The 19,766-nt window shown below is 71.8% G+C and carries 16 protein-coding genes; 12 read left to right on the top strand and 4 right to left on the bottom strand.

The genetic code is table 11. The annotated features are described in order from the left end of the window. Nucleotides 1–227: 227 nt before the first annotated feature. On the top strand, nt 228–2,387 hold the full coding sequence (locus tag ASH01_RS00080; protein ID WP_156415346.1) for a hypothetical protein: 2,160 nt from the start codon (nt 228–230) through the stop codon (nt 2,385–2,387). Nucleotides 2,388–2,465: 78 nt separating this feature from the next. On the opposite strand, the gene ASH01_RS00075 is transcribed toward ASH01_RS00080, so the two are convergent. The 3 genes from ASH01_RS00075 to ASH01_RS00065 form a co-directional block, all read right to left on the bottom strand. Further along, nucleotides 2,466–2,999, bottom strand: a complete 534-nt coding sequence (locus tag ASH01_RS00075) for an NUDIX hydrolase family protein (protein WP_056769823.1) — start codon at nt 2,997–2,999, stop codon at nt 2,466–2,468. Between the two features lie 63 nt (nt 3,000–3,062). Next, nucleotides 3,063–4,121 carry a M28 family metallopeptidase gene (locus tag ASH01_RS00070; RefSeq protein WP_235509484.1) on the bottom strand — a complete coding sequence of 353 codons (1,059 nt, stop codon included), beginning with the start codon at nt 4,119–4,121 and terminating at the stop codon, nt 3,063–3,065. A 107-nt stretch (nt 4,122–4,228) separates the two neighbouring features. Further along, a complete protein-coding gene (locus ASH01_RS00065) occupies nt 4,229–5,599 on the bottom strand; it encodes an FAD-binding oxidoreductase (protein WP_056769820.1) in 1,371 nt (456 codons plus the stop codon). A gap of 274 nt (nt 5,600–5,873) precedes the next feature. Here ASH01_RS00065 and ileS point away from each other — a divergent pair, with 274 nt between their 5' ends. The 11 genes from ileS to ASH01_RS00010 are packed head-to-tail and all read left to right on the top strand — an operon-like array spanning nt 5,874 to nt 18,119. Further along, nucleotides 5,874–9,158: an isoleucine--tRNA ligase gene (gene ileS / locus ASH01_RS00060; protein ID WP_056772389.1), complete on the top strand. Its 3,285-nt coding sequence runs from the start codon at nt 5,874–5,876 to the stop codon at nt 9,156–9,158. A 38-nt stretch (nt 9,159–9,196) separates the two neighbouring features. Further along, entirely contained in the window at nt 9,197–9,772 is a 576-nt protein-coding gene (locus ASH01_RS00055) for a GNAT family N-acetyltransferase (RefSeq protein ID WP_235509483.1), read from the top strand. After that, complete coding sequence (locus tag ASH01_RS00050) at nt 9,769–11,160, top strand: bifunctional folylpolyglutamate synthase/dihydrofolate synthase (protein WP_056769813.1); 1,392 nt, start codon at nt 9,769–9,771, stop codon at nt 11,158–11,160. Before ASH01_RS00055 ends, ASH01_RS00050 begins: the two co-directional genes overlap by 4 nt. Nucleotides 11,161–11,197: 37 nt before the next feature. Next, nucleotides 11,198–11,644 carry a hypothetical protein gene (locus ASH01_RS00045; protein ID WP_056769811.1) on the top strand — a complete coding sequence of 149 codons (447 nt, stop codon included), beginning with the start codon at nt 11,198–11,200 and terminating at the stop codon, nt 11,642–11,644. 42 nt (nt 11,645–11,686) lie between these two features. Continuing rightward, on the top strand, nt 11,687–12,121 hold the full coding sequence (locus ASH01_RS00040) for a DUF4233 domain-containing protein (protein WP_056769809.1): 435 nt from the start codon (nt 11,687–11,689) through the stop codon (nt 12,119–12,121). Further along, nucleotides 12,118–12,546, top strand: a complete 429-nt coding sequence (gene ndk / locus ASH01_RS00035) for a nucleoside-diphosphate kinase (RefSeq protein WP_056769807.1) — start codon at nt 12,118–12,120, stop codon at nt 12,544–12,546. Before ASH01_RS00040 ends, ndk begins: the two co-directional genes overlap by 4 nt. Before the next feature lie 18 nt (nt 12,547–12,564). Then, entirely contained in the window at nt 12,565–13,599 is a 1,035-nt protein-coding gene (locus ASH01_RS00030; protein WP_056769804.1) for a rod shape-determining protein, read from the top strand. 4 nt (nt 13,600–13,603) lie between these two features. Further along, a complete protein-coding gene (mreC, locus tag ASH01_RS00025) occupies nt 13,604–14,428 on the top strand; it encodes a rod shape-determining protein MreC (protein WP_056769801.1) in 825 nt (274 codons plus the stop codon). Next, nucleotides 14,425–14,925 carry a hypothetical protein gene (locus ASH01_RS00020; protein ID WP_056769798.1) on the top strand — a complete coding sequence of 167 codons (501 nt, stop codon included), beginning with the start codon at nt 14,425–14,427 and terminating at the stop codon, nt 14,923–14,925. The genes mreC and ASH01_RS00020 overlap by 4 nt, the downstream gene beginning before the upstream one ends. Further along, on the top strand, nt 14,922–16,928 hold the full coding sequence (locus ASH01_RS00015; protein ID WP_056769795.1) for a peptidoglycan D,D-transpeptidase FtsI family protein: 2,007 nt from the start codon (nt 14,922–14,924) through the stop codon (nt 16,926–16,928). Before ASH01_RS00020 ends, ASH01_RS00015 begins: the two co-directional genes overlap by 4 nt. A 54-nt stretch (nt 16,929–16,982) precedes the next feature. Then, nucleotides 16,983–18,119 (top strand): FUSC family protein, encoded by a 1,137-nt coding sequence (locus tag ASH01_RS00010; RefSeq protein ID WP_056769792.1) that lies wholly within the window; start codon nt 16,983–16,985, stop codon nt 18,117–18,119. A 222-nt stretch (nt 18,120–18,341) separates the two neighbouring features. On the opposite strand, the gene ASH01_RS00005 is transcribed toward ASH01_RS00010, so the two are convergent. Continuing rightward, nucleotides 18,342–19,658 carry an IS30 family transposase gene (locus ASH01_RS00005; protein WP_082619310.1) on the bottom strand — a complete coding sequence of 439 codons (1,317 nt, stop codon included), beginning with the start codon at nt 19,656–19,658 and terminating at the stop codon, nt 18,342–18,344. Nucleotides 19,659–19,766 lie beyond the last annotated feature (108 nt).

The following is a 19,766-nucleotide window of genomic DNA, read 5'->3' as shown; positions in this document are numbered from 1 at the left end:
GATATGGATGTTCGCGGCCGAGGGCTGCGCTTGCCGTGGCAGGCTCCGGCCGGCGCCGCCGGCGACACGCGGACACCGGGGCGCCTCGGGAGGGACGCCGAGCTGGCGACGGGTGACGGAGCCCGGCGCACTGCATCAGGTCTCGGGGGCTGACTCGCGACCGAGCGGCGGAGGGGGGCAGCGCGGGCGCTCACCACTGGGCTTCAGTTCCTCAAGGGGCAAGCAACATGGGTATACCCAAGAAGAGTTCGCGCAGGCGGACACTCAAGGCCATTACGGCCGGCATCGCGGTCGGTGCGGCGATGATGTTTGCCGGCAACGTGCCGGCAGCCTTCGCTGTACATGACGAGACGTTCCAGCTCGATGGCGACGTCGTCGCGTCGAGCACGACCACCGTCGGCGGGACGACGCAGTCCGTCGACTGGAACAGCATCTTCACCGCGGCCGGTGCGAAGCAGAACCCGCTTCCGACCGGCTTCACGGCCGCGGTCTTCGACCGCGACTTCGTCACGAATGCCAACGGTACGTTCAACACGAGCGACGAGACCACGTTCACGACGGGTAGCAAGGACACGCTGCCCATCAGTGGCTGGCAGTGCACGGCCTCGGCCAACGTCAACAGCAAGATCGACGTGATGAACTCGTACGCCACGGCGTACACCGCTCAAAACGGCGACCAGATCCTCTACTTCGCGCTCGAGCGCAACGCCAACACCGGTGATGCAAACGTCGCGTTCTGGTTCCTCCAGGACCAGAACGTTGGCTGTGACGACAACGGCGGCACCGCAACCTTCAGCGGAGTCCACACGGATGGCGACCTGCTCATCGTGTCAGCCTTCACCAACGGCGGTGTCGTGAGCAACATTGACGCCTACCGCTGGAACGGCGGCGCCAACGGCACGCTGAACCCCACCCCGGTCGCCTCGGCCCATGGCGCCGACTGCAAGTCCACCGCAGCCAACGACAACGCCTGCGCGACCGTCAACAGCGGAACGATCTCGACCCCATGGCCGACCGCAAACAAGCAAGACGGCACCGGAAGCTCTCTGCGCTCGACGGAGTTCTTCGAGGGTGGCCTGAACCTGACTGCGACCGGCCTCGGCGGCAAGTGCTTCAACACGTTCATGGCTGACACGCGGTCGTCGCAGTCGCTGACGGCGACGCTGTTCGACTACTCGCTCGGCACTCTCGGCGAGTGCACCTCGACGACTGTCACGGCGCCGAGCATCTCGGCGCCGGTCACCATTCCGGCTTCGGGCACCATCTCGGGAGTCACCGACTCCGCGCTGCTCACCGTCAACGGGATCTCGACGTTCAGTGGGACGATCACGTGGAGCATCTGTGGACCACTGGCGCTCGCCTCAACGACGAACTGCTTCAGTGGCGGCAGCCAGGTGGGGTCGCCCAAGGCGGTCACCACATCTGGCACCTACACATCGGATCCGGTCACGGTCACCTCGGCCGGGCGCTACTGCTGGCGCGCGGTCTTCTCGGGCGACGCGACCGCCGGGGTGCCGGGCTCAAGCGATCCTGGCATCGACCCCGTCACGGGCCTGCCGAGCACGAGCACGTCTGAGTGCTTCGTGGTGAACCCGCGTCCGACGACCCTCGACACTCAGGCCGGAGCAGGGCCTGTCGACTTCGGTCAACCTGTGACGGACACGGCAACGCTGACCGGCACGGCCAACCGACCGGGTAGCGGGGGCATCGGCACCAACGGGTCGATCAACCCGACGACCCCAGGCGGCCCGGCCGGCGGCACGATCACCTTCACCCTGTACAAGGCGGACTGCAGCACGCTCGCAACAGGCACAGGGACCAACCCACAGGGCGTGACGCCCGTCAGCGGTGACGGCACCTATGGCCCGGTCAGCTTCACGCCGGACGCTCCGGGTACCTACCACTGGGTGGCGGCATACGGCGGGGACAGCCCCAACACCCTGAGTTCCGACCACAACACCGCGTGCAATGACACGGACGAGGACGTGGTGGTCCGGCAGATTCCGACAACGATCACGACGGCACAGAAGGTCTTCCCGAACGATTCCGCCACCGTCGCGTCGTCCGTGGCCGGCAAGAACCTGCCGAGCGGCGGCACGGTGACCTTCCGGCTCTACAACACGCTGGCAAACTGCCAGCTGCACGGTGACACCGTCGGCAGTGGCGGGTTGCTGTACAAGGAGTCGAAGAGCATCGCCGGTGGGGCACAGTCCGAGTCGGCGGCGACCAACAACACCAGTGTGTCCGTCAGCGCGGACAGCACCGTTGCCTGGTACGTGACCTACGCCACGGGCAGCAACACGTTCACGGGACGTCAGAGCAACTGCGCCGAGACCACGGCGCTGGACTTCACCAACGACGCTGGTCCGGGAACGGTGTTCCCGTGACCCCCGTCGCGTGACGACCTGAGCGAGAAAGGGAGAGGCCCCGGTCACCGACCGGGGCCCTCTCCTCGTGCTCGGTGCTCAGACGGGGTATCCGACGTGGGCCAGGGCCTGCCGGACGAGGACGCCGTGCGAGCCGGGCATCTCACCGCGCACGGCGAGAGACGCGGCCTCCTCCGGTGTGACCCAGGAGAGGTCGAGGGCGTCCTGCTGAGGCCGGCAGTCACCCATGACGGCGACGACGAACGCGAGTGAGACGGCGTGCTGCCGCGGGTCGTGGAAGGGCGTGACGCCGGGCGTCGGGAAGAACTCGGCGACCGTGAACGGCTGCGGCGACAGGGGGATGCGCGGGAGCGCCATCGGACCGAGGTCGCTCTCGACGTGCCGGGTCAGGGCGTCGCGGATGCGCTCGTGGTAGAGCACGCGACCGCCGACGACCTCCTGGCCGATGCCGCCGTCGCTGTCGGCGCGGAGCAGCAGCCCGACGTGGGTGACGACGCCGCGGTCGTCGACGCGGACCGGGATGGCGTGGACGTAGAGGATCGGCAGTCGGTCACGGGCGTTGTCGAGGTCCTCGCGGCTCAGCCACGCACCCGTCGTGTCCACTTCGGTCATGACGTCATCCTGCCAAACGCGTGCGCCGAGCCCAGGCGCGGTCCATCCGCGGCGCGTCGGGGGTCACCGGAGAGACCGGATCCACGCCCAGAGGACGGCCCCCGAGCGGGCGAGCTGCCGCCGGTCCACGACGGTGGGCACGTCGGTGGCCGAGTGGTATGCCGCATACGGCACGCTGCCGAGCCGGACGGCGGGGATGCCGACCCTCTCGAACCACACGTGGTCGCTCGCCCTGTTGACGCACGCCCTGGTCGCGGCGACGGGGACCGCCGCGCGACGGATCGCGTCCGCGAGGGAGGTGTCGGCGCCGCCGACGTGGCACACCGGCACCGCAGCGGCTCGCACGCCGACCCGGTCGAGGGCGACCATGCCGCGGACCGCACGACGTTCGGACGCGCCCAGTCCGGCGACGAAGTGCCGCGAGCCGAACGCGTACAGCGTGCCGTTGCCGCCCCGCGCCTCCTCGGCACCGAACGCGACGAACCGCACGGGGAGCGCGCCGGGCTGCTGGAGCGTCATCCGGGCCACCTCGGCCATGACCATGAGCCCGGACGCGTTGTCCTCGGCCCCGGGCGACTGCGGCACCGTGTCGAGGTGCGCGCCCACGACGACGTGCGGCTGCGTCGGGTCGAAGCCGGGCGGGTCGGCGACGACGTCCACCGTCGTGCCGGCGGGGACCCGCACGCCCCACGACACACCGGCGGGCACGGCGACGGGCTGGAGGGTGACGCGGTAGCCGGCTGCACGCAGCTGCCCCGCGACGTAGGCCGCAGCCCGGTCGCTCGCCGGGCTCGCCGCGTCACGCGGACCGATCCCCGCCAGAGCACGGATGCCGCCGAGCACCGTGTCGACGTCGAAGGGGTGCGCGCGGGGTGGGGGCACAGGCGAGGCCGAGCGCGAGGGTGAGTCGGAGGGGGAGGTCGACAGAGGCGTCTGGGCGGCCGCCGCCGTCGACGCCGAGGGCAGCGAGGAGGTCGGCGCGGAGGTCGGCGCGGACAAGGGGGACGCGCCCTCGGACCCGGGACCCGGGGCTCCGCCGGTGCACGCGGTCGCAGCCGCGAGGAGGGCGACGACGGCCAGCGCGGTGCGCGACCGGCGCCGGCGACGGGTCGAGGCGGCCATCCGGCACGCTAACCCGGTCACCTGTGGGTGGCCGCCGAGCCGCAGGGTCGTGGAGATCCACCGGCGCCTGGTGCCGACACGACTCCACGAAACCCGCGCCGCGGGCCTCAGGCGCCGGGAACCGCGAAGACCTTGCCCGGGTTCATGATGCCGAGCGGGTCGAAGACGGCCTTGAGGCGACGCTGCCGGTCGAGCTCGGCGTCCCCGAGCTCGAGGCCGAGCCACGGCACCTTGACCGACCCGATGCCGTGCTCGCCGGTGATGGTGCCGTCGAGCGACAGCCCGAGCCGGATGAGGTCGTCGAAGGCCTCCCACGCGCGCGCCAGGCTGTCGGGGTCGTCGTGGGCGAAGACGATCGAGGGGTGCAGGTTGCCGTCGCCGCCGTGGCCGCTCACCGGGATGAGCACCGACCGGCGCTCGGCGATGGCCTCGATGCCGCGCACGAACTCGGCGAGCCGGCCGATCGGCACGCACATGTCCTCGGCGAGGCGACCGCCCATCGCCTCGAACGCGGTGCTCATGACGCGGCGCCCCGCGAGCAGCGCCTCCGACTCCTGCGCGTCGTCGGCCACCGCGACGTCGGTCGCCCCCGCGGACTCCAGCAGGGCGGCATACCTCGCGACGTCGTCGGCGACGTGACCCGGGCGGTCGGACTGCACGAGCAGCACGGCGGCGCAGTCGTCGGGGAACCCGAAGTCGCCGAACGCCTGGATGGCCCGGACGCTCGTGCGGTCGATGATCTCGAGCAGGCACGGGCGGTGCGGGTCGCGGCGCAGCGCGACGATGCCGGCGACGGCGGCGTCGAGCGAGTCGAAGACGGCCAGGGCCGTCAGGGCCGGGTCGGGCGCCGGCTCGAGCCGCACGACGGCCTCGGTGACGACGCCGAGCGTGCCCTCGGACCCGACGAAGAGGCCGGTCAGGTCGTAGCCGGCGACGCCCTTGGCGGTGCGGTGACCCGTGCGCATGACCTCGCCGCCCGGGAGCACGACCTGCAGGGCCTTGACCCAGTCGGACGTGACGCCGTACTTGACGCAGCACAGGCCGCCGGCGTTCGTCGCGATGTTGCCGCCGATGGTGCACGTCTCCCACGACGCGGGGTCGGGCCCGTAGAAGAGGCCTGCCGACGCCGCCGCACGCTTGAGGTCCGCGTTGACGACGCCGGGGCCGACGACGGCATACCCCTCGAGCTCGTTCACCTCGTGGATGGTGTCGAGCGCCTCGACGTTGAGCACGATGCAGTCCTCGGTGGCGACGGCACCGCCCGACCGGGACGTGCGCGCTCCCTGCGGGACGACCGCGGTGCCGGTGGCCTGGGCGTGCTCGAGCACGGCCACGACATCGCTGACGTCGCGCGCCCGGATGACGGCGAAGTCGTCGGGTGGGGGAGCGAGGGCGACGGTCGCGTCGAGCGCGTACGACCGGCGCACGTCCGCGTCGGTGACCTCACGATGGGCGATCTGCTCGGGCAGGCTGGGCATGCTGACAGGCTAGACTGGAGGGCACAGGCGTCGGAGCCGTGTATCAGCGGCGAGCCTCCGGAAGAACAGGGTCACCCTCCTCGGCGGGTGACCCCCACTAGAACCGGACGGGTGGGCCCGTCACAGCCTTCGACAAGAGCGGCCGTATGCCGTCTGCCCGAGCGGGCGGGCACGTGCGGCAAGCGGGGTGGTACCGCGGCAGCCTCCGGCAGGAGACGTCGTCCTCGTGGCAGAGACGAGCGACCAACAGACGCGAACGCAGGAGACCACGAGCATGACCTATCCCAAGGTCACCACGAACGACGCCGACCAGTCCACGACGGGCGGGGTCCCGTCCAACCCGCGCTTCCCCGAGATCGAGCAGCGGGTCCTGAAGTACTGGGACGAGGACGGCACGTTCATCGCCTCGGTCGAGGGCCGCGACGCGGGCACCGACGGCTCCAACGAGTTCGTCTTCTACGACGGACCGCCCTTCGCCAACGGCCTGCCGCACTACGGCCACCTGCTCACCGGCTACGTCAAGGACATCGTCCCGCGCTACCAGACGATGCGCGGAAAGCGCGTCGAGCGCCGCTTCGGCTGGGACACCCACGGCCTCCCCGCCGAGCTCGAGGCGCAACGCCAGCTCGGTCTCAAGACGAAGCAGGACATCGTCGAGCTCGGCATCGACACGTTCAACGACGCCTGCCGCAGCTCGGTGCTCAAGTACACCGGCGAGTGGCGCGACTACGTGACGCGCCAGGCGCGCTGGGTCGACTTCGACCACGACTACAAGACGCTCGAGCCCTCCTACATGGAGTCGGTCATCTGGGCCTTCAAGCAGCTGCACGACAAGGGCCTCGTCTACGAGGGCTTCCGCGTCCTGCCCTACTGCTGGAACGACCAGACGCCGTTGTCCAACCACGAGCTGCGCATGGACGACGACGTCTACAAGATGCGTCAGGACCCCGCCGTCACCATCGGGCTGCGGCTCGAGACCGGCGAGCTCGCGCTCGTCTGGACGACGACGCCGTGGACGCTGCCGGCCAACCTCGGCATCATGGTCGGCCCCGACATCGACTACGTCGTCGTCGAGTCCGACGTCACCGGCACGGCCGAGCGCTACGTCATCGGTGCGGCCCGGCTAGCGGCCTACGCCAAGGACCTCTTCGGGGCCGACGTCGACCTGTCCACGCTCGACGAGCGCGTCGTCGAGCGGCTCACGGGCCGTGACCTGCTCGGCCGCTCCTTCACGCCGCCCTTCTCGTACTACCAGGGACACGAGCGCGCGCACCAGGTCTTCCCCGCGGACTTCGTCACCACCGAGGACGGCACCGGGCTCGTCCACACCGCCGGCGCCTTCGGTGAGGAGGACAAGATCGTCACCGACGCGGCCGGCATCGAGCCCGTCGTCCCCGTGGGCGCCGACGGCCGGTTCCTCTGGCCCGTCACCGACTACGAGGGCATGCACGTCTTCGACGCCAACGCCCACATCATCGACCACCTCAAGGCGGCGACGCGGGGCGAGGGAGAGACCGGCTCGGTCACGGCCGGCACGGTGCTGCTGCGCCGCGAGACCTACGACCACAGCTACCCGCACTGCTGGCGCTGCCGCGAGCCCCTCATCTACATGGCGGTCTCGTCGTGGTTCGTCGAGGTCACGAAGATCAAGGAGCGGATGCTCGAGCTCAACCAGGAGATCGAGTGGACGCCCTCGCACATCAAGGACGGCCAGTTCGGCAAGTGGCTCGCCAACGCCCGCGACTGGTCCATCTCGCGAAACCGCTTCTGGGGCAGCCCGATCCCGGTGTGGAAGTCCGACAACCCGGAGTTCCCGCGCCTCGACGTCTACGGCTCCTTCGAGGAGCTCGAGCGTGACTTCGGCGTCGAGGTCACCGACCTGCACCGCCCCTTCATCGACAGCCTGACGCGTCCGAACCCCGACGACCCGTCGGGCCGGTCGACGATGCGCCGCGTCGAGGACGTCCTCGACGTCTGGTTCGACTCCGGTTCGATGAGCTTCGCCCAGGTGCACTACCCGTTCGAGAACGCCGACTGGTTCGAGCACCACTTCCCGGGTGACTTCATCGTCGAGTACATCGGCCAGACGCGCGGCTGGTTCTACACCCTGCACATCCTCGCGACGGCCCTCTTCGACCGGCCCGCCTTCAAGACGTGCGTCAGCCATGGCATCGTGCTCGGCTCCGACGGCCAGAAGATGAGCAAGTCGCTGCGCAACTACCCCGACGTCCGCGAGGTCTTCGACCGCGACGGCGCCGACGCGATGCGCTGGTTCCTCATGAGCAGCCCGATCCTGCGCGGCGGCAACCTCGTCGTCACCGAGCAGGGCATCCGTGACGGCGTGCGCCAGGTGATGATCCCGCTCTGGAACGCGTGGTCGTTCTTCTCGCTCTACGCCAACACGGCGCGCGGCGGGGAGGGCTACGAGGCCAAGCGCTCGACGAGCTCGACGGACGTCCTCGACCGCTACCTGCTCGCCAAGCTGCGCGAGTTCGTCGGCGACATGACCGAGCAGCTCGACGCCTACGAGATCGCGGCGGCGTGCGACACGATGCGCGGCTTCCTCGACGTCCTGACCAACTGGTACATCCGCCGCTCCCGCGACCGCTTCTGGGGCGGCGAGACCGACGAGTCGCTCGCGGCCTTCGACACCCTGTGGACCGCGCTCGAGACGGTCACGCGTGCCACGGCGCCCCTGCTGCCGCTCGTGACCGAGCAGATCTGGCGCGGCCTGACGGGCGAGCGCTCGGTGCACCTCGCCGACTACCCGACGGTCGACGACCTGCCGGCCGACCACGAGCTCGTCGTCGCGATGGACCGGGCGCGGGAGATCTGCTCGACGGGCTCGAGCCTGCGCAAGGCCCGGGGCCTGCGTGCCCGCCTGCCGCTGGCCGAGCTGACCGTCGTCGCGGCCGAGCCCGCGAGCCTCGAGCCGTTCCGGGCGATCATCCAGGACGAGCTCAACGTCAAGGCGCTGACCCTCGTCGACGTCGCGACGGCGAGCGAGGCCGACTTCGGTGTCAGCCAGCGCCTGACCGTCAACGCCCGCGCCGCGGGTCCTCGCCTGGGCAAGGACGTCCAGCGCGCCATCAAGGGCAGCAAGTCGGGCGACTGGACCGTCGACGCCGACGGCACGGTGACGTCCGGGGGTCTCGCGCTCGTCGAGGGCGAGTACGCCCTCGAGACCGTCGTCGCCGGTGACGCCGACGCGGGGGCCACGGCGATGCTGCCGTCGGGTGGCTTCGTCGTGCTCGACACGACCGTGACGTCCGAGCTGGCCTCCGAGGGCCTGGCCCGTGACCTCGTCCGCGCGGTGCAGCAGGCCCGGCGCGACACCGGCCTGCACGTCAGCGACCGCATCAGCCTGACCGTCCAGGGCGGTGCCGAGGTGTTCGAGGCCACGGTGACGCACCGCGACCTCATCGTCGGCGAGACGCTCGCGACGCAGTTCGCCGCGGCCGGACCCGACCACGCCCTGCCCGACGGGCTGCCGGGCACGCCGACCGACGTCCTCGTCGGCGACAACCACCCGGCGACGATCCTCGTGGTCAAGCGATGATCGCCGCGAACCGCGAGGACGAGCTGGAGGCTGCCGACGTGAGCACGACCCCCGACCCCGACCCGACCGACTCCAACCTGGCCGACTCCGGGGCTCGCACCGACACGCAGCCGACCGACGGGGTGATCGTGCGCGGCGCCGTCGGCGACGACCTGGCGGGCGTCCTGTCCGTCGGGCACCGGACCTGGCTCGCGACCTACGAGCCGATCGCCGGACCCGAGTACGTCGCCATGGGTCTCGCGAAGTGGTGGACGAGCGACGTCGTCACCGACTCCATCCGCAAGGGCCGCACCCTCGTGGCCGTCGAGGACGACGAGGTCGTCGGGGTCGCGACGTTCGGGCCCCAGGACGAGTCGTTCGTGCTGTGGAAGCTCTACGTGCTGCCCGGCCACCACGGGCACGGGATCGGCTCGCGCCTCATGGACGCCGTCGTGGAGCGGGCCCGCGAGAACGAGCACCCGCGGATCACGCTCTCCTACCTCGAGGGCAACCAGCAGGCGGCGCGCTTCTACGCGCGACACGGCTTCGTCGAGACGCACCGAGAGGCCCCGGGATCGGGCCTGCCCGAGAGCGTGTGGATGGTCCGCGAGCTGGGCACGGGGGAGTCCGCATGAACGGCCGCCCGGACGCCGCCGCGGTGGAGGCCGCGCGCAACCTCGAGGAGATGAAGCGGATGCGCGAGATCGAGGAGGAGATCCTCGCCCGGGCGCCCGAGAACGACATCGGTCCGTCGCTCGACCGCATCCGCGCGGTCATGGAGCTCGCCGGCGACCCGCAGCGCACCTACCCCTCGATCCACCTGACCGGCACGAACGGCAAGACGTCGACGAGCCGCATGATCGACTCGATCCTGCGCGAGACCGGGCTGTCCACCGGCCGCTTCACGTCGCCCCACCTGCACGACATCCGTGAGCGGATCACCCTGTCGGGCAAGCCGATCCCGCGTGAGAAGTTCATCGCGGCCTACGACGAGGTCGCGCCCCTCATCGAGCTCGTCGACGCCCGGTCGCTCGAGTCGGGCGGTCGCCGGATGAACTTCTTCGAGGTGCTCGTCGCCCTCGCCTACGCCGCGTTCGCCGACGCCCCCGTCGACGTCGCGATCATCGAGGTGGGTCTCGGCGGCTCGTGGGACGCCACCAACGTCATCGACGCCCAGGTCGCCGTCGTGACGCCCGTCGACCTCGACCACACCCACCTCCTCGGTGACGACGTCGTCTCCATCGCGGAGGAGAAGAGCGGCATCATCAAGGCCGACTCCGTCACCGTCTCGGGCGTGCAGGACGAGGACGTCGCGCGCGTCCTCCTCGACCGTGTCGAGGAGGTCGGCGGGGCCCGGATCGTCTTCGAGGGCAACGACTTCGGTGTTCTCGCCCGCGAGGTCGCCATCGGTGGCCAGCAGGTGTCGATCCGAGGTCTCGCGGGGGAGTACGCCGACCTCTTCCTCCCGCTCCACGGCGCGCACCAGGCGAGCAACCTCGCCACCGCCGTCGCGGCGGTCGAGTCCTTCCTCGGTGGCGGCGAGCAGCGCATCGAGCCGGAGGTGCTGACCGCGGCCGTCGCGGGGATGACCTCGCCGGGGCGCCTCGAGATCGTCCGGCGGTCACCGACCGTCCTCGTCGACGCGGCCCACAACCCGCACGGTGCCCGGTCCCTCGTGGCTGCGCTCGGGGAGGCGTTCTCCTTCACCCGTCTCGTCGGGCTCGTCGGCATCGTCGCCGACAAGGACGCCGCCGGGATGCTCGAGGTGCTCGAGCCGGCCCTCGACCACATCGTCGTCACGCGCAGCTCGTCCCCGCGCGCGATGCGGCCCGAGGCCCTCGGCGCCCTCGCCGTCGAGCTCTTCGGCGAGTCCCGGGTGACGGTCGTCCGCGACCTGCCCGATGCGCTCGAGCAGGCCGTGACCATCGCCGAGGCCGATGGCATGGGTGGCGGCGTCGTCGCCACGGGGTCGGTCATCACCGCGGGCGAGGTCCGGATGCTCCTCGGCCACACGGACCTCTGACCCCCGACCCTCCTCGACCCCGACTTAGGCTGGCCCCATGCATCCCCTGGTGAAGCTCGTCCTCATCGTCGTCATCGTCGTCGTCGCAGTCGTCGTGTGGGGACGGGTCATGGGACGCAAGGACCCCGACCGCGAGCTCGTCGGCCTGACGGACACCGTGCGCGCCAGGGTGAGCCGCGAGATCAGCGCCGGTCACAAGATCAACGCCATCAAGATCTACCGCGAGGCGACCGGGGCTCCGCTCGCCGACGCCAAGCGGGCCGTCGACAGCTGGTTCGTCCCGGGCCAGGGGCCGGGCGTGCGCGATGCGGCGGCGTCCTACACCGACGGCCGGCTCACCGACGAGGCCCGGTCGCGCATCAGCGAGCTCATCGTCGCCGGTCGGCGCGAGGACGCGATGAGCCTCTACGCCGAGGCGACGGGGGCGAGCGGGGCCGAGGCCCAGGCCATCATCCGCACCTGGGACACCACCCAGAACTACTGAGCCCACCGGCCACGAGACCCACACCGAGGCAGACACACACCGATGCGTTCGATCATCTTCTACGGCCAGACCGGCAAGTTCACCTTCCGCATGCTCGCGACGGTGCTCGGCGGCCAGGCCATCTGCATCCTGCTCGGTGCCCTCGTGGCCCGGGCCGTCGCGGCCACCGACGAGGGGAGCGGGCCGAGCACGGCATACCTCGTCGTCGGCCTCGGGCTCGGCGCGCTGAGCATCGTGGCCGCCGGGCTCATGCGCCGCCCGTGGGGCGTCACGCTCGGCTGGGTCGTCCAGGTGCTGACCCTGCTCAGCGCTCTCGTCGTGCCGATGATGCTCATCGTCGGTCTCTTCTTCCTCGCGCTGTGGGTCACCTGTCTCGTCAAGGGCACCCAGGTCGACGCCGTCGTGGCCCGTCGTGAAGCGGCCGCGGCCGACGGCGAGGCGGCCGACGGCGAGGCGGCCGATAGGGTGGACGGGTGACCACCGAACGTTCCCTCGTCCTCGTCAAGCCCGACGGTTTCCAGCGCGGCCTCACCGGTGAGGTGCTGCGTCGCATCGAGGGGAAGGGCTACCGACTGGTCGCCCTCTCCGTGCTGACGCCCACCCGTGAGCAGCTCGCCGCGCACTACGCCGAGCACGAGGGCAAGCCCTTCTACGAGCCGCTCGTCGAGTTCATGAGCTCCGGTGCCGTCACGGCGGTCGTCGTCGAGGGCCAGGACTGCGTCAAGGGCTTCCGCAGCCTCGCCGGCGCCACCAACCCGACGGACGCCGCACCCGGCACGATCCGCGGCGACCTCGGCCGCGACTGGGGCACCAAGGTCCAGCAGAACATCGTGCACGGATCCGACTCCCACGAGTCCGCCACACGCGAGATCGGCATCTGGTTCCCCGATCTCGAGGGCTGATCGGGGCACAATCGCGGCATGACCTCCCGACCGTGGCTGCGCCCCCTGGGGCGTGACCTCGCGATCGACCTCGGCACCGCCAACACCCTGATCCACGTCCGGGGTCGCGGGGTCGTCGTCGAGGAGCCGTCGGTCGTGGCCGTCGAGGTGGGCACCGGTCGGCTCGTCGCCGCGGGCACCCGGGCCAAGGAGATGCTCGGCCGCGCGCCGGGCACCATCCGGGCGGTCCGGCCCCTGCGTGACGGCGTCGTCTCCGACGCCGACGAGACCGAGCGGATGCTGCGGTGGTTCATCGACCAGGTGCGCACCTCGCGACTCGTCCGCCCCCGCATGGTGCTCTGCGTGCCGAGCGAGGTGACCGGTGTCGAGCGCCGGGCCCTCGAGGACGCCGCGACCCGGTGCGGTGCGCGACGCGTCTACATGATCGAGGAGCCGATGGCGGCGGCCATCGGTGCCGGCCTGCCCGTCTACGAGACGGCGGCGAGCATGGTCGTCGACATCGGCGGCGGCACGACCGACGTCGCGGTCATCAGCCTCGGCGGCATCGTCACGTCGAGCTCGCTGCGGATCGCCGGCGACGAGATCGACGAGGCCCTCATCGGCTACGTCAAGAGCGAGTACTCCCTCCTGCTCGGCGAGCGCAGCGCGGAGGACATCAAGGTCGCCGTCGGGTCGGTCTTCCCGCTGCGCGAGGAGCTGACGACCCGGCTGCGCGGACGTGACCTCGTGACCGGCCTGCCCAAGACCGTCCAGGTGAGCTCGGTCGAGGTGCGCCGAGCCATCGAGACGCCGGTCCTGCAGATCATCGAGCTCGTCCGCGCGACGCTCGACGTGTGCCCACCCGAGCTCGCCGGCGACATCCTCGACCGCGGCATCACGCTGACCGGGGGAGGTGCCCTGCTGCGCGGCCTCGACGAGCGGATGCGCCACGAGCTCGGCGTGCCGGTCCAGGTCGCCGACGACCCGCTCCGAGCCGTGGCCCGCGGCGCCGGCCGGTGCGTCGACGAGTTCGCCAGCCTCGAGCGCGTCCTCGTCGGGGACCACCGCCTCTAGTCGCATGCAGCCGACCGTCCGCCGCCGTCTCCTCGTCGTCCTCGCCACGCTCACCGTCGCCCTGCTCGTCGCCGACCTCGCCCACCTCGCGGTCGCCGACGGGGTGCGCCGGGCCGGCGGGCTCGTGCTGGGGCCGGTCCAACGGGCCCTCGCCGGGGCGCCGCGTGACGACCTCGCCGCCCTCGAGAGCGAGAACGTCCGTCTGCGTGCCGCTGCCGCCGAACAGCAGCACCACCTCGACGATCTCGGACGGCTCGACGAGCTGCTCGGATCGAGCGCCACGACGGGGCGCACGCTCCTGCCCGCCCGCGTCGTCGCCACCGACGTCAGCGCGCTCGGCGGCCGGAGCGTGACGATCGACGTCGGCTCCCAGGACGGGGTCCGGGTCGACTCGACGGTCGTGGCGGCCGACGGTCTCGTCGGTCGCGTCGTGTCCGTGTCGCCGTGGACGAGCGACGTGCAGGTGCTCGGCAGCGCCGCCTCGGTCGTGGCAGTGCGCGTCGGCCCCGCCGGCACGCTCGGCACGGTGTCGCCGTCGGCACCGGGGGACTCGGAGTCCCGCCCCCGCGGCTCGCTCCGGCTCGTCGGCATCGCGCCGTCCACCCCCGTCGTCGGCGATGTCGTGCGCACGCTCGGCAGCGTCGACGAGACGCCGTATGCCGCCGGGATCGTCGTCGGCACCGTGACCGCCGTCGACCCCGACCGGGGCCAGCTGACGCGTGGTGCCACGGTGCGGCCGAGCGTCGACCCCGACGCGATCGACGTCGTCGCCGTCCTCGTCCCGACCCCGCGCACGACCCCGCGTCCGACGGTGGGCGCCCGACGATGAGGCCGACGCTTCTGGGAGTGCTGCGGACGGCATACGTCCTCGTGGCTGCCCTCGTCGTGGCGACGCTGCTGCCGCGTCTCGGTGCGGAGCCCCGGTGGGTGCCCGACCTCGTGCTCGTCGGGGTCGTGGCGACCGCCGTGCTCCGGGGTCCCGTGCACGGTGCCCTCGTGGGGCTGCTGGCCGGGTGGGTCGTCGAGCTCGTCCCACCCGTCGGCAGCCCGCTCGGGCTGGCCCCGCTCGTCATGATGCTCGCGGGGCTCGTCGCGGGCTTCTTCCGCAGGGCGTCGTCGCGCTCGTCGCTGCGCGCCCCGGCGGCGCTGCTTGCCGCCGCTGCCGTCGTCCTCGTCGGACGCCTCGGCTCGGCCGTGCTCGCCGAGGGCAGCGTGGACCTGACCGACGGGCTGTGGCGGCTGCTCGTGACGGTGCTCGTCGGCGGTCTGCTGCTGCCGGCCTTCCTCGGGCTCGACCGGGCCCTCGTGCGGCGGAGGCTCGGGTGAGGCGCGGCCCGCGCCGTCGGGTCGGCGTCGCCGGTGTCGTGCTCGTCCTGCTCGTCACACTCTTCGGGCTGCTGCTCGGTCGTCTCGGACAGCTCCAGCTCGTGGACGGGCCCGAGCTGGCCCGCGCCGCGGTCACGGTCAACACGCGCACCGTCACCGAGCACGCGCTGCGCGGCCGGATCCTCGACCGCAGCGGAACGCCCTTCGTCGCCAACACCTTCGACACCGTCGTCACGGTGCAGCGCTCGGTGCTCGTCGGGGCGGACGACGGCGGACGCGACCTCGTGACCCGTCTCGCGACCGCGGTCGGGCAGCCGTTCGAGCGTCTGTGGGGCAAGACGATGCTCTGCGGCACGGCTGGGGCGCCGCCGGCCCCGGCGTGCTTCAACGGATCGCCCTACGTGCCGATCCCCGTCGCGACCGGCGTCGACGCGCGCCGGGCGCTGACGCTGCTCGAGCAGCCCGAGAAGTACCCCGGCGTCGGCGTCACGACCGAGCCCGCGCGGGCCTACCCCCGGCCCGACGGAGCCCTCGCCGCCCACCTGCTCGGCTGGGTCGCCCGGGCCGGTGCCGACGACGTGACCGGGAGCGGGGGGCGCATCGACGCGGAGGACGTCGTCGGGCGCTCCGGACTCGAGGCGCAGTACGACGAGGTGCTGCGCGGCACGAACGGACGCACCGTCGTCGCCATCGACCCCCGGGGCATCGTCACCGACACCGTCAGCTCGACCGCCCCTGTCGCGGGGCGCGACGTCGTGACCCACCTCGAGGCCCGGCTGCAGGCCCGCACCGAGGCCGCGCTCGTGCGAGCCGTCGCGTCAGCCCGGGCGCAGAAGCTGCGCGCCGACACGGCGGCCGCGGTCGTCGTCGACGTGACGAACGGTGGCGTCGTCGCGGCAGCCAGCTACCCGTCCTACGACCCCGCCGTCTTCTCCGGCGGCATCAGCACGACCGAGCTCGCCCGCCTCACCGACGAGCGGGCCGGCACACCACTGCGCTCCCGGCTGACGGCCGAGACGTTCCCGCCGGCCTCGACCTTCAAGGTCATCTCGGTGCCCGCCGCCGTCAACTCCGGGGCCCGGCTCGACGGGACGTATGACTGCTCGCCCAACGTGTCCGTCGGCGGTCGGCTCTTCAACAACTTCGAGTCGCGGGGCTACGGCCCCATCGACCTCCACCGCGCCCTCGTCGTCTCGTGCGACACCGTCTTCTACCGCCTCGCGTATGCCGCGTGGCTCGAGCAGGGCGGCCTCGCCGCGCCGGTCAGCGCCGCCGACCCCTTCGTCTCGATGGCGAAGGCCTTCGGACTGGGGCGGCGCACCGGCGTCGACCTGCCGGGTGAGGCGGCCGGACGCGTCCCGGACCGCGCCTGGAAGGAGCAGTCCTGGCTCGCGACGAAGGGCGAGACGTGCCGGCGGGCGAGCACCGGCTACCCCGAGGTCGCCCGCACCGACCGGGCGCGCGCCGACTACCTCGAGCGGCTTGCCACCGAGAACTGCTCGGCCGGCTACCAGTACCGCGCCGGCGACGCCGTAAACTTCTCCATCGGACAAGGTGACACGGCCGTGACGATCCTCCAGATGGCGGGGGTCTACGCCGCCATCGCCAACGGGGGCACCCTGTGGCAGCCGCAGGTGGCGGCCGGCTACCGGACGGCTGCCGGCGCGACGACGGTGATCGCGCCGAAGCGGGTGGCCACGGTGCCGCTGCGACGCGACGTGCTGGCATACGTCCGCTCGGCCCTGGGCGACGTGACCCGACCCGGTGGGTCGGCCGGCACGGCCTTCAAGGGCTTCCCGCAGGACCGCTACCCGCTCGCGGGCAAGACGGGGACCGGTGAGGTCTTCGGCAAGCAGGCCACCGCCTGGTTCGCCGGCTACGGACCGACGACGAAGCCGAAGTATGCCGTCGTGGTCGTCGTCGGCCAGGGTGGCTCGGGCTCGAAGGTGGCCGCCCCTGCCGTGCGACAGATCTTCGATGCGATCCTTGCCCTGGGGCTCTAGCCCCCTCCGCTCCCCGGTGGCACCCGCCGCAGGGACCGACCGAGAGGCGCGTTCGTGGACGACTACCTGAGGAGCGACGCCCCGGTCGTCGAGGCGCTCGACCGGGCCTGGGACCGGAGCCGGCTCAGCGTCCGCACCCGGTTCGAGCGGCTGCGCTCGCGCGTCTTCCTCCTCGTCCAGTGCGCCGTCTCGGCGGGTGTCGCGTGGTGGCTCGCGACCGACGTCTTCGGCCACAAGTCCCCCTTCTTCGCCCCCATCGTCGCCGTCGTCTGCCTCGGCATGTCCTACGGTCAGCGGCTGCGGCGGGTCTTCGAGGTCGCGATCGGCGTCGCCGTCGGGGTCTTCACGGCAGACGTCTTCGTGCACGTCGCCGGCAGCGGTCCGTGGCAGATCGCCGCCGTGGTGCTCGTGTCGATGGCGATCGCGACCCTGCTCGACGGCGGCCCGGTCATCGTCACCCAGTCGGCCGTCCAGGGCATCGTCATCGCGGCTCTCGTCGCGAGCCCGGGCCAGGCCTTCGGCCGGTGGACCGACGCGCTCATCGGCGGCGGCATCGCCCTCGTCGCCGCGACGGTCGTGCCCCAGGCGCCACTGCGGCGGCCCCGGGTCGCCGCCGCCGAGGCCGTCCGCAAGATCGGTGAGCTGCTCCGCCGGGCGGCCGCCAGCGCCCACGACGGCGACGTCGAGGGGGCGGCCGAGGTGCTGGCCTCGGCCCGAGGCACCGAGTCGCTGCTGCGCGAGCTGCGGCAGGCAGCCGACGAGGGCCTGTCGGTCATCACCTCGTCGCCCTTCAAGCGTCACCACGCGGCGGGGGTGCGCAAGATGGTCGACCTCGTCGAGCCACTCGACCGCGCGGTGCGGAGCACCCGCGTGCTCGTCCGCCGCGTCACGGTCGCGGTCGGGCGCGGAGAGCAGCTGCCGCCCGGCTACGAGACCCTGCTGCTCGAGCTCGCGTCGGCGACGGACGTCATCGGACGGGCCCTGTCCGAGAACGCCTCTCCCGAGATCGGTCGGCCGGCGCTGCTGGCCGTGGCCGCGGCGACGGGGGAGGTGCCGCGCACGCCGAGCCTCGCGACCGAGACGGTGCTCGCCCAGGTCCGCTCCACCGTCGTCGACCTGCTCCAGGTCACCGGTCTCGACGTCGACGAGGCCATCGCCGCCCTCCCACCCGAGCGCCCCAGAGACCCCTGACCCACCCACTCGAGTGAGCGCTCCGTCCCAGTCGAGTGAGCGCCCTGTCCCAGCGGGTGTGGTCGCGCGCCCACTCGAGTGTGGTTGCGCGCTCACTCGAGTGTGGTTGCGCGCTCGGCGGTTTCAGGGCGTGTGCGCAACGTTGAGTAGTTCGTTGAGTTTATGGGCGGGGGTGTGGAAGCCGAGGGTGGCTCGGGGGCGGGTGTTGAGCAGTAGGCGGTTTCAGGGCGTGTGCGCAACGTTGAGTAGTTCGTTGAGTTTATGGGCGGGGGTGTGGAAGCCGAGGGTGGCTCGGGGGCGGGTGTTGAGCAGTTGTTCGACGTGGGCGATCTGCTCGTCGGTGACGGTGGTGAAGCTGGTGCCTTTGGGGAAGAACTCTCGGATCAGGCCGTTGGTGTTCTCGTTGGTGCCGCGTTGCCAGGGCGAGTGCGGGTCGCAGAAGTAGACCTTGCAGTCGGTGGCGACGGTGAACCGGGCGTGGTCGGCGAGCTCGGCGCCCTGGTCCCAGGTCAGGGTCTTGGCCAGGTGGGCGGGCAGCGTGGTGATCATCGCGGTGAGCCGGTCGGTGACGGTGGCGGCGTCGCGCCGGCCCGGTAGCCGCGCGAGCATCACGTACCGGGTGGCCCGCTCGACCAGGGTGATCAGGGCGCTGGAGCCGCGGGCGCCGATGACCAGGTCGCCTTCCCAGTGCCCGGGGACGGCGCGGTCGGTGGCCTCGGCCGGTCGGGCGGTGATCGTGGCGTCCCCGACCCAGGACTTCCCACGGGGCCGGGCGGCCAGCTTCGAGGCCGGTACGCGCGAGGTGCGCCCGCTGCGCAGGGCTTTCTCCCGGGCCAGCTCGGCGCGCAGGCTGCCGCGGCCTTGCACGTAGAGGGCCTGGTAGAGAGTTTCGTGGGAGATCCGCATGGACTCATCGTGGGGGAACCGCGCGAGCAGCTCGCCCTGGATCTGCTGCGGGGACCAGTGCGAGGTCAATCCCTCGAGGACGACCGTGCGCAGGCCGGCGTGCTCGGGCCGGTCCAGCTTCCGCGGCTGCGGGCGGGCCCGGTTGGTGACGGTGCGTGCCTGGGCGACCCGTACCGAGTACACCCCGGCGACGCGGTTGCGGCGCAGCTCGCGGGTCACGCTCGCGCGGTGCACGCCCAGCTCGGCCGCGATCTGCGCCGGGCAGCGGCCCTCACGTAGCCGCACCGCGATCAGGCCCCGACCGGCCTCGGTCAACCGGCCCCGAGCGTCGGTGAAGTCGCCATGCACCAACGCCGCCGAGGGCGCTGACGGCGCTGACGGCGCTGACGGCGCTGACGGCGTCGCGACCGTCGGGTTGACCAGACCGCCCACCCGGCCATCGACCCGGCCACCCACCAATCCACCGACCGGTCCCATCCGCATCCTCATGCCGGCCACCTTGGCCCAACGAGCGACCGCGAACCGGTCCACCCCGACCTGCCGAGCCACCTCCAGCCCCGACAAGCCCGCCTCGAGCAACCCCAACGCCTGCTCCCGCTGACCCCACGAATACCGCCTCAGCCCTGCAGTCATCGTCCCGCCTCACACGACATCCGTGTTGCGCAGACGATCTGAGACCGCCCTCACTCGAGTGTGGTTGCGCGCTCACTCGACGGCTCCCATCAAACCCCCACGGCTCTA

Origin of the sequence: Terrabacter sp. Soil811, from assembly GCF_001429655.1 — a bacterium.
Taxonomy (GTDB): Bacteria; Actinomycetota; Actinomycetes; order Actinomycetales; family Dermatophilaceae; genus Terrabacter.
This window is presented reverse-complemented; position numbering and strand designations above follow the sequence as displayed.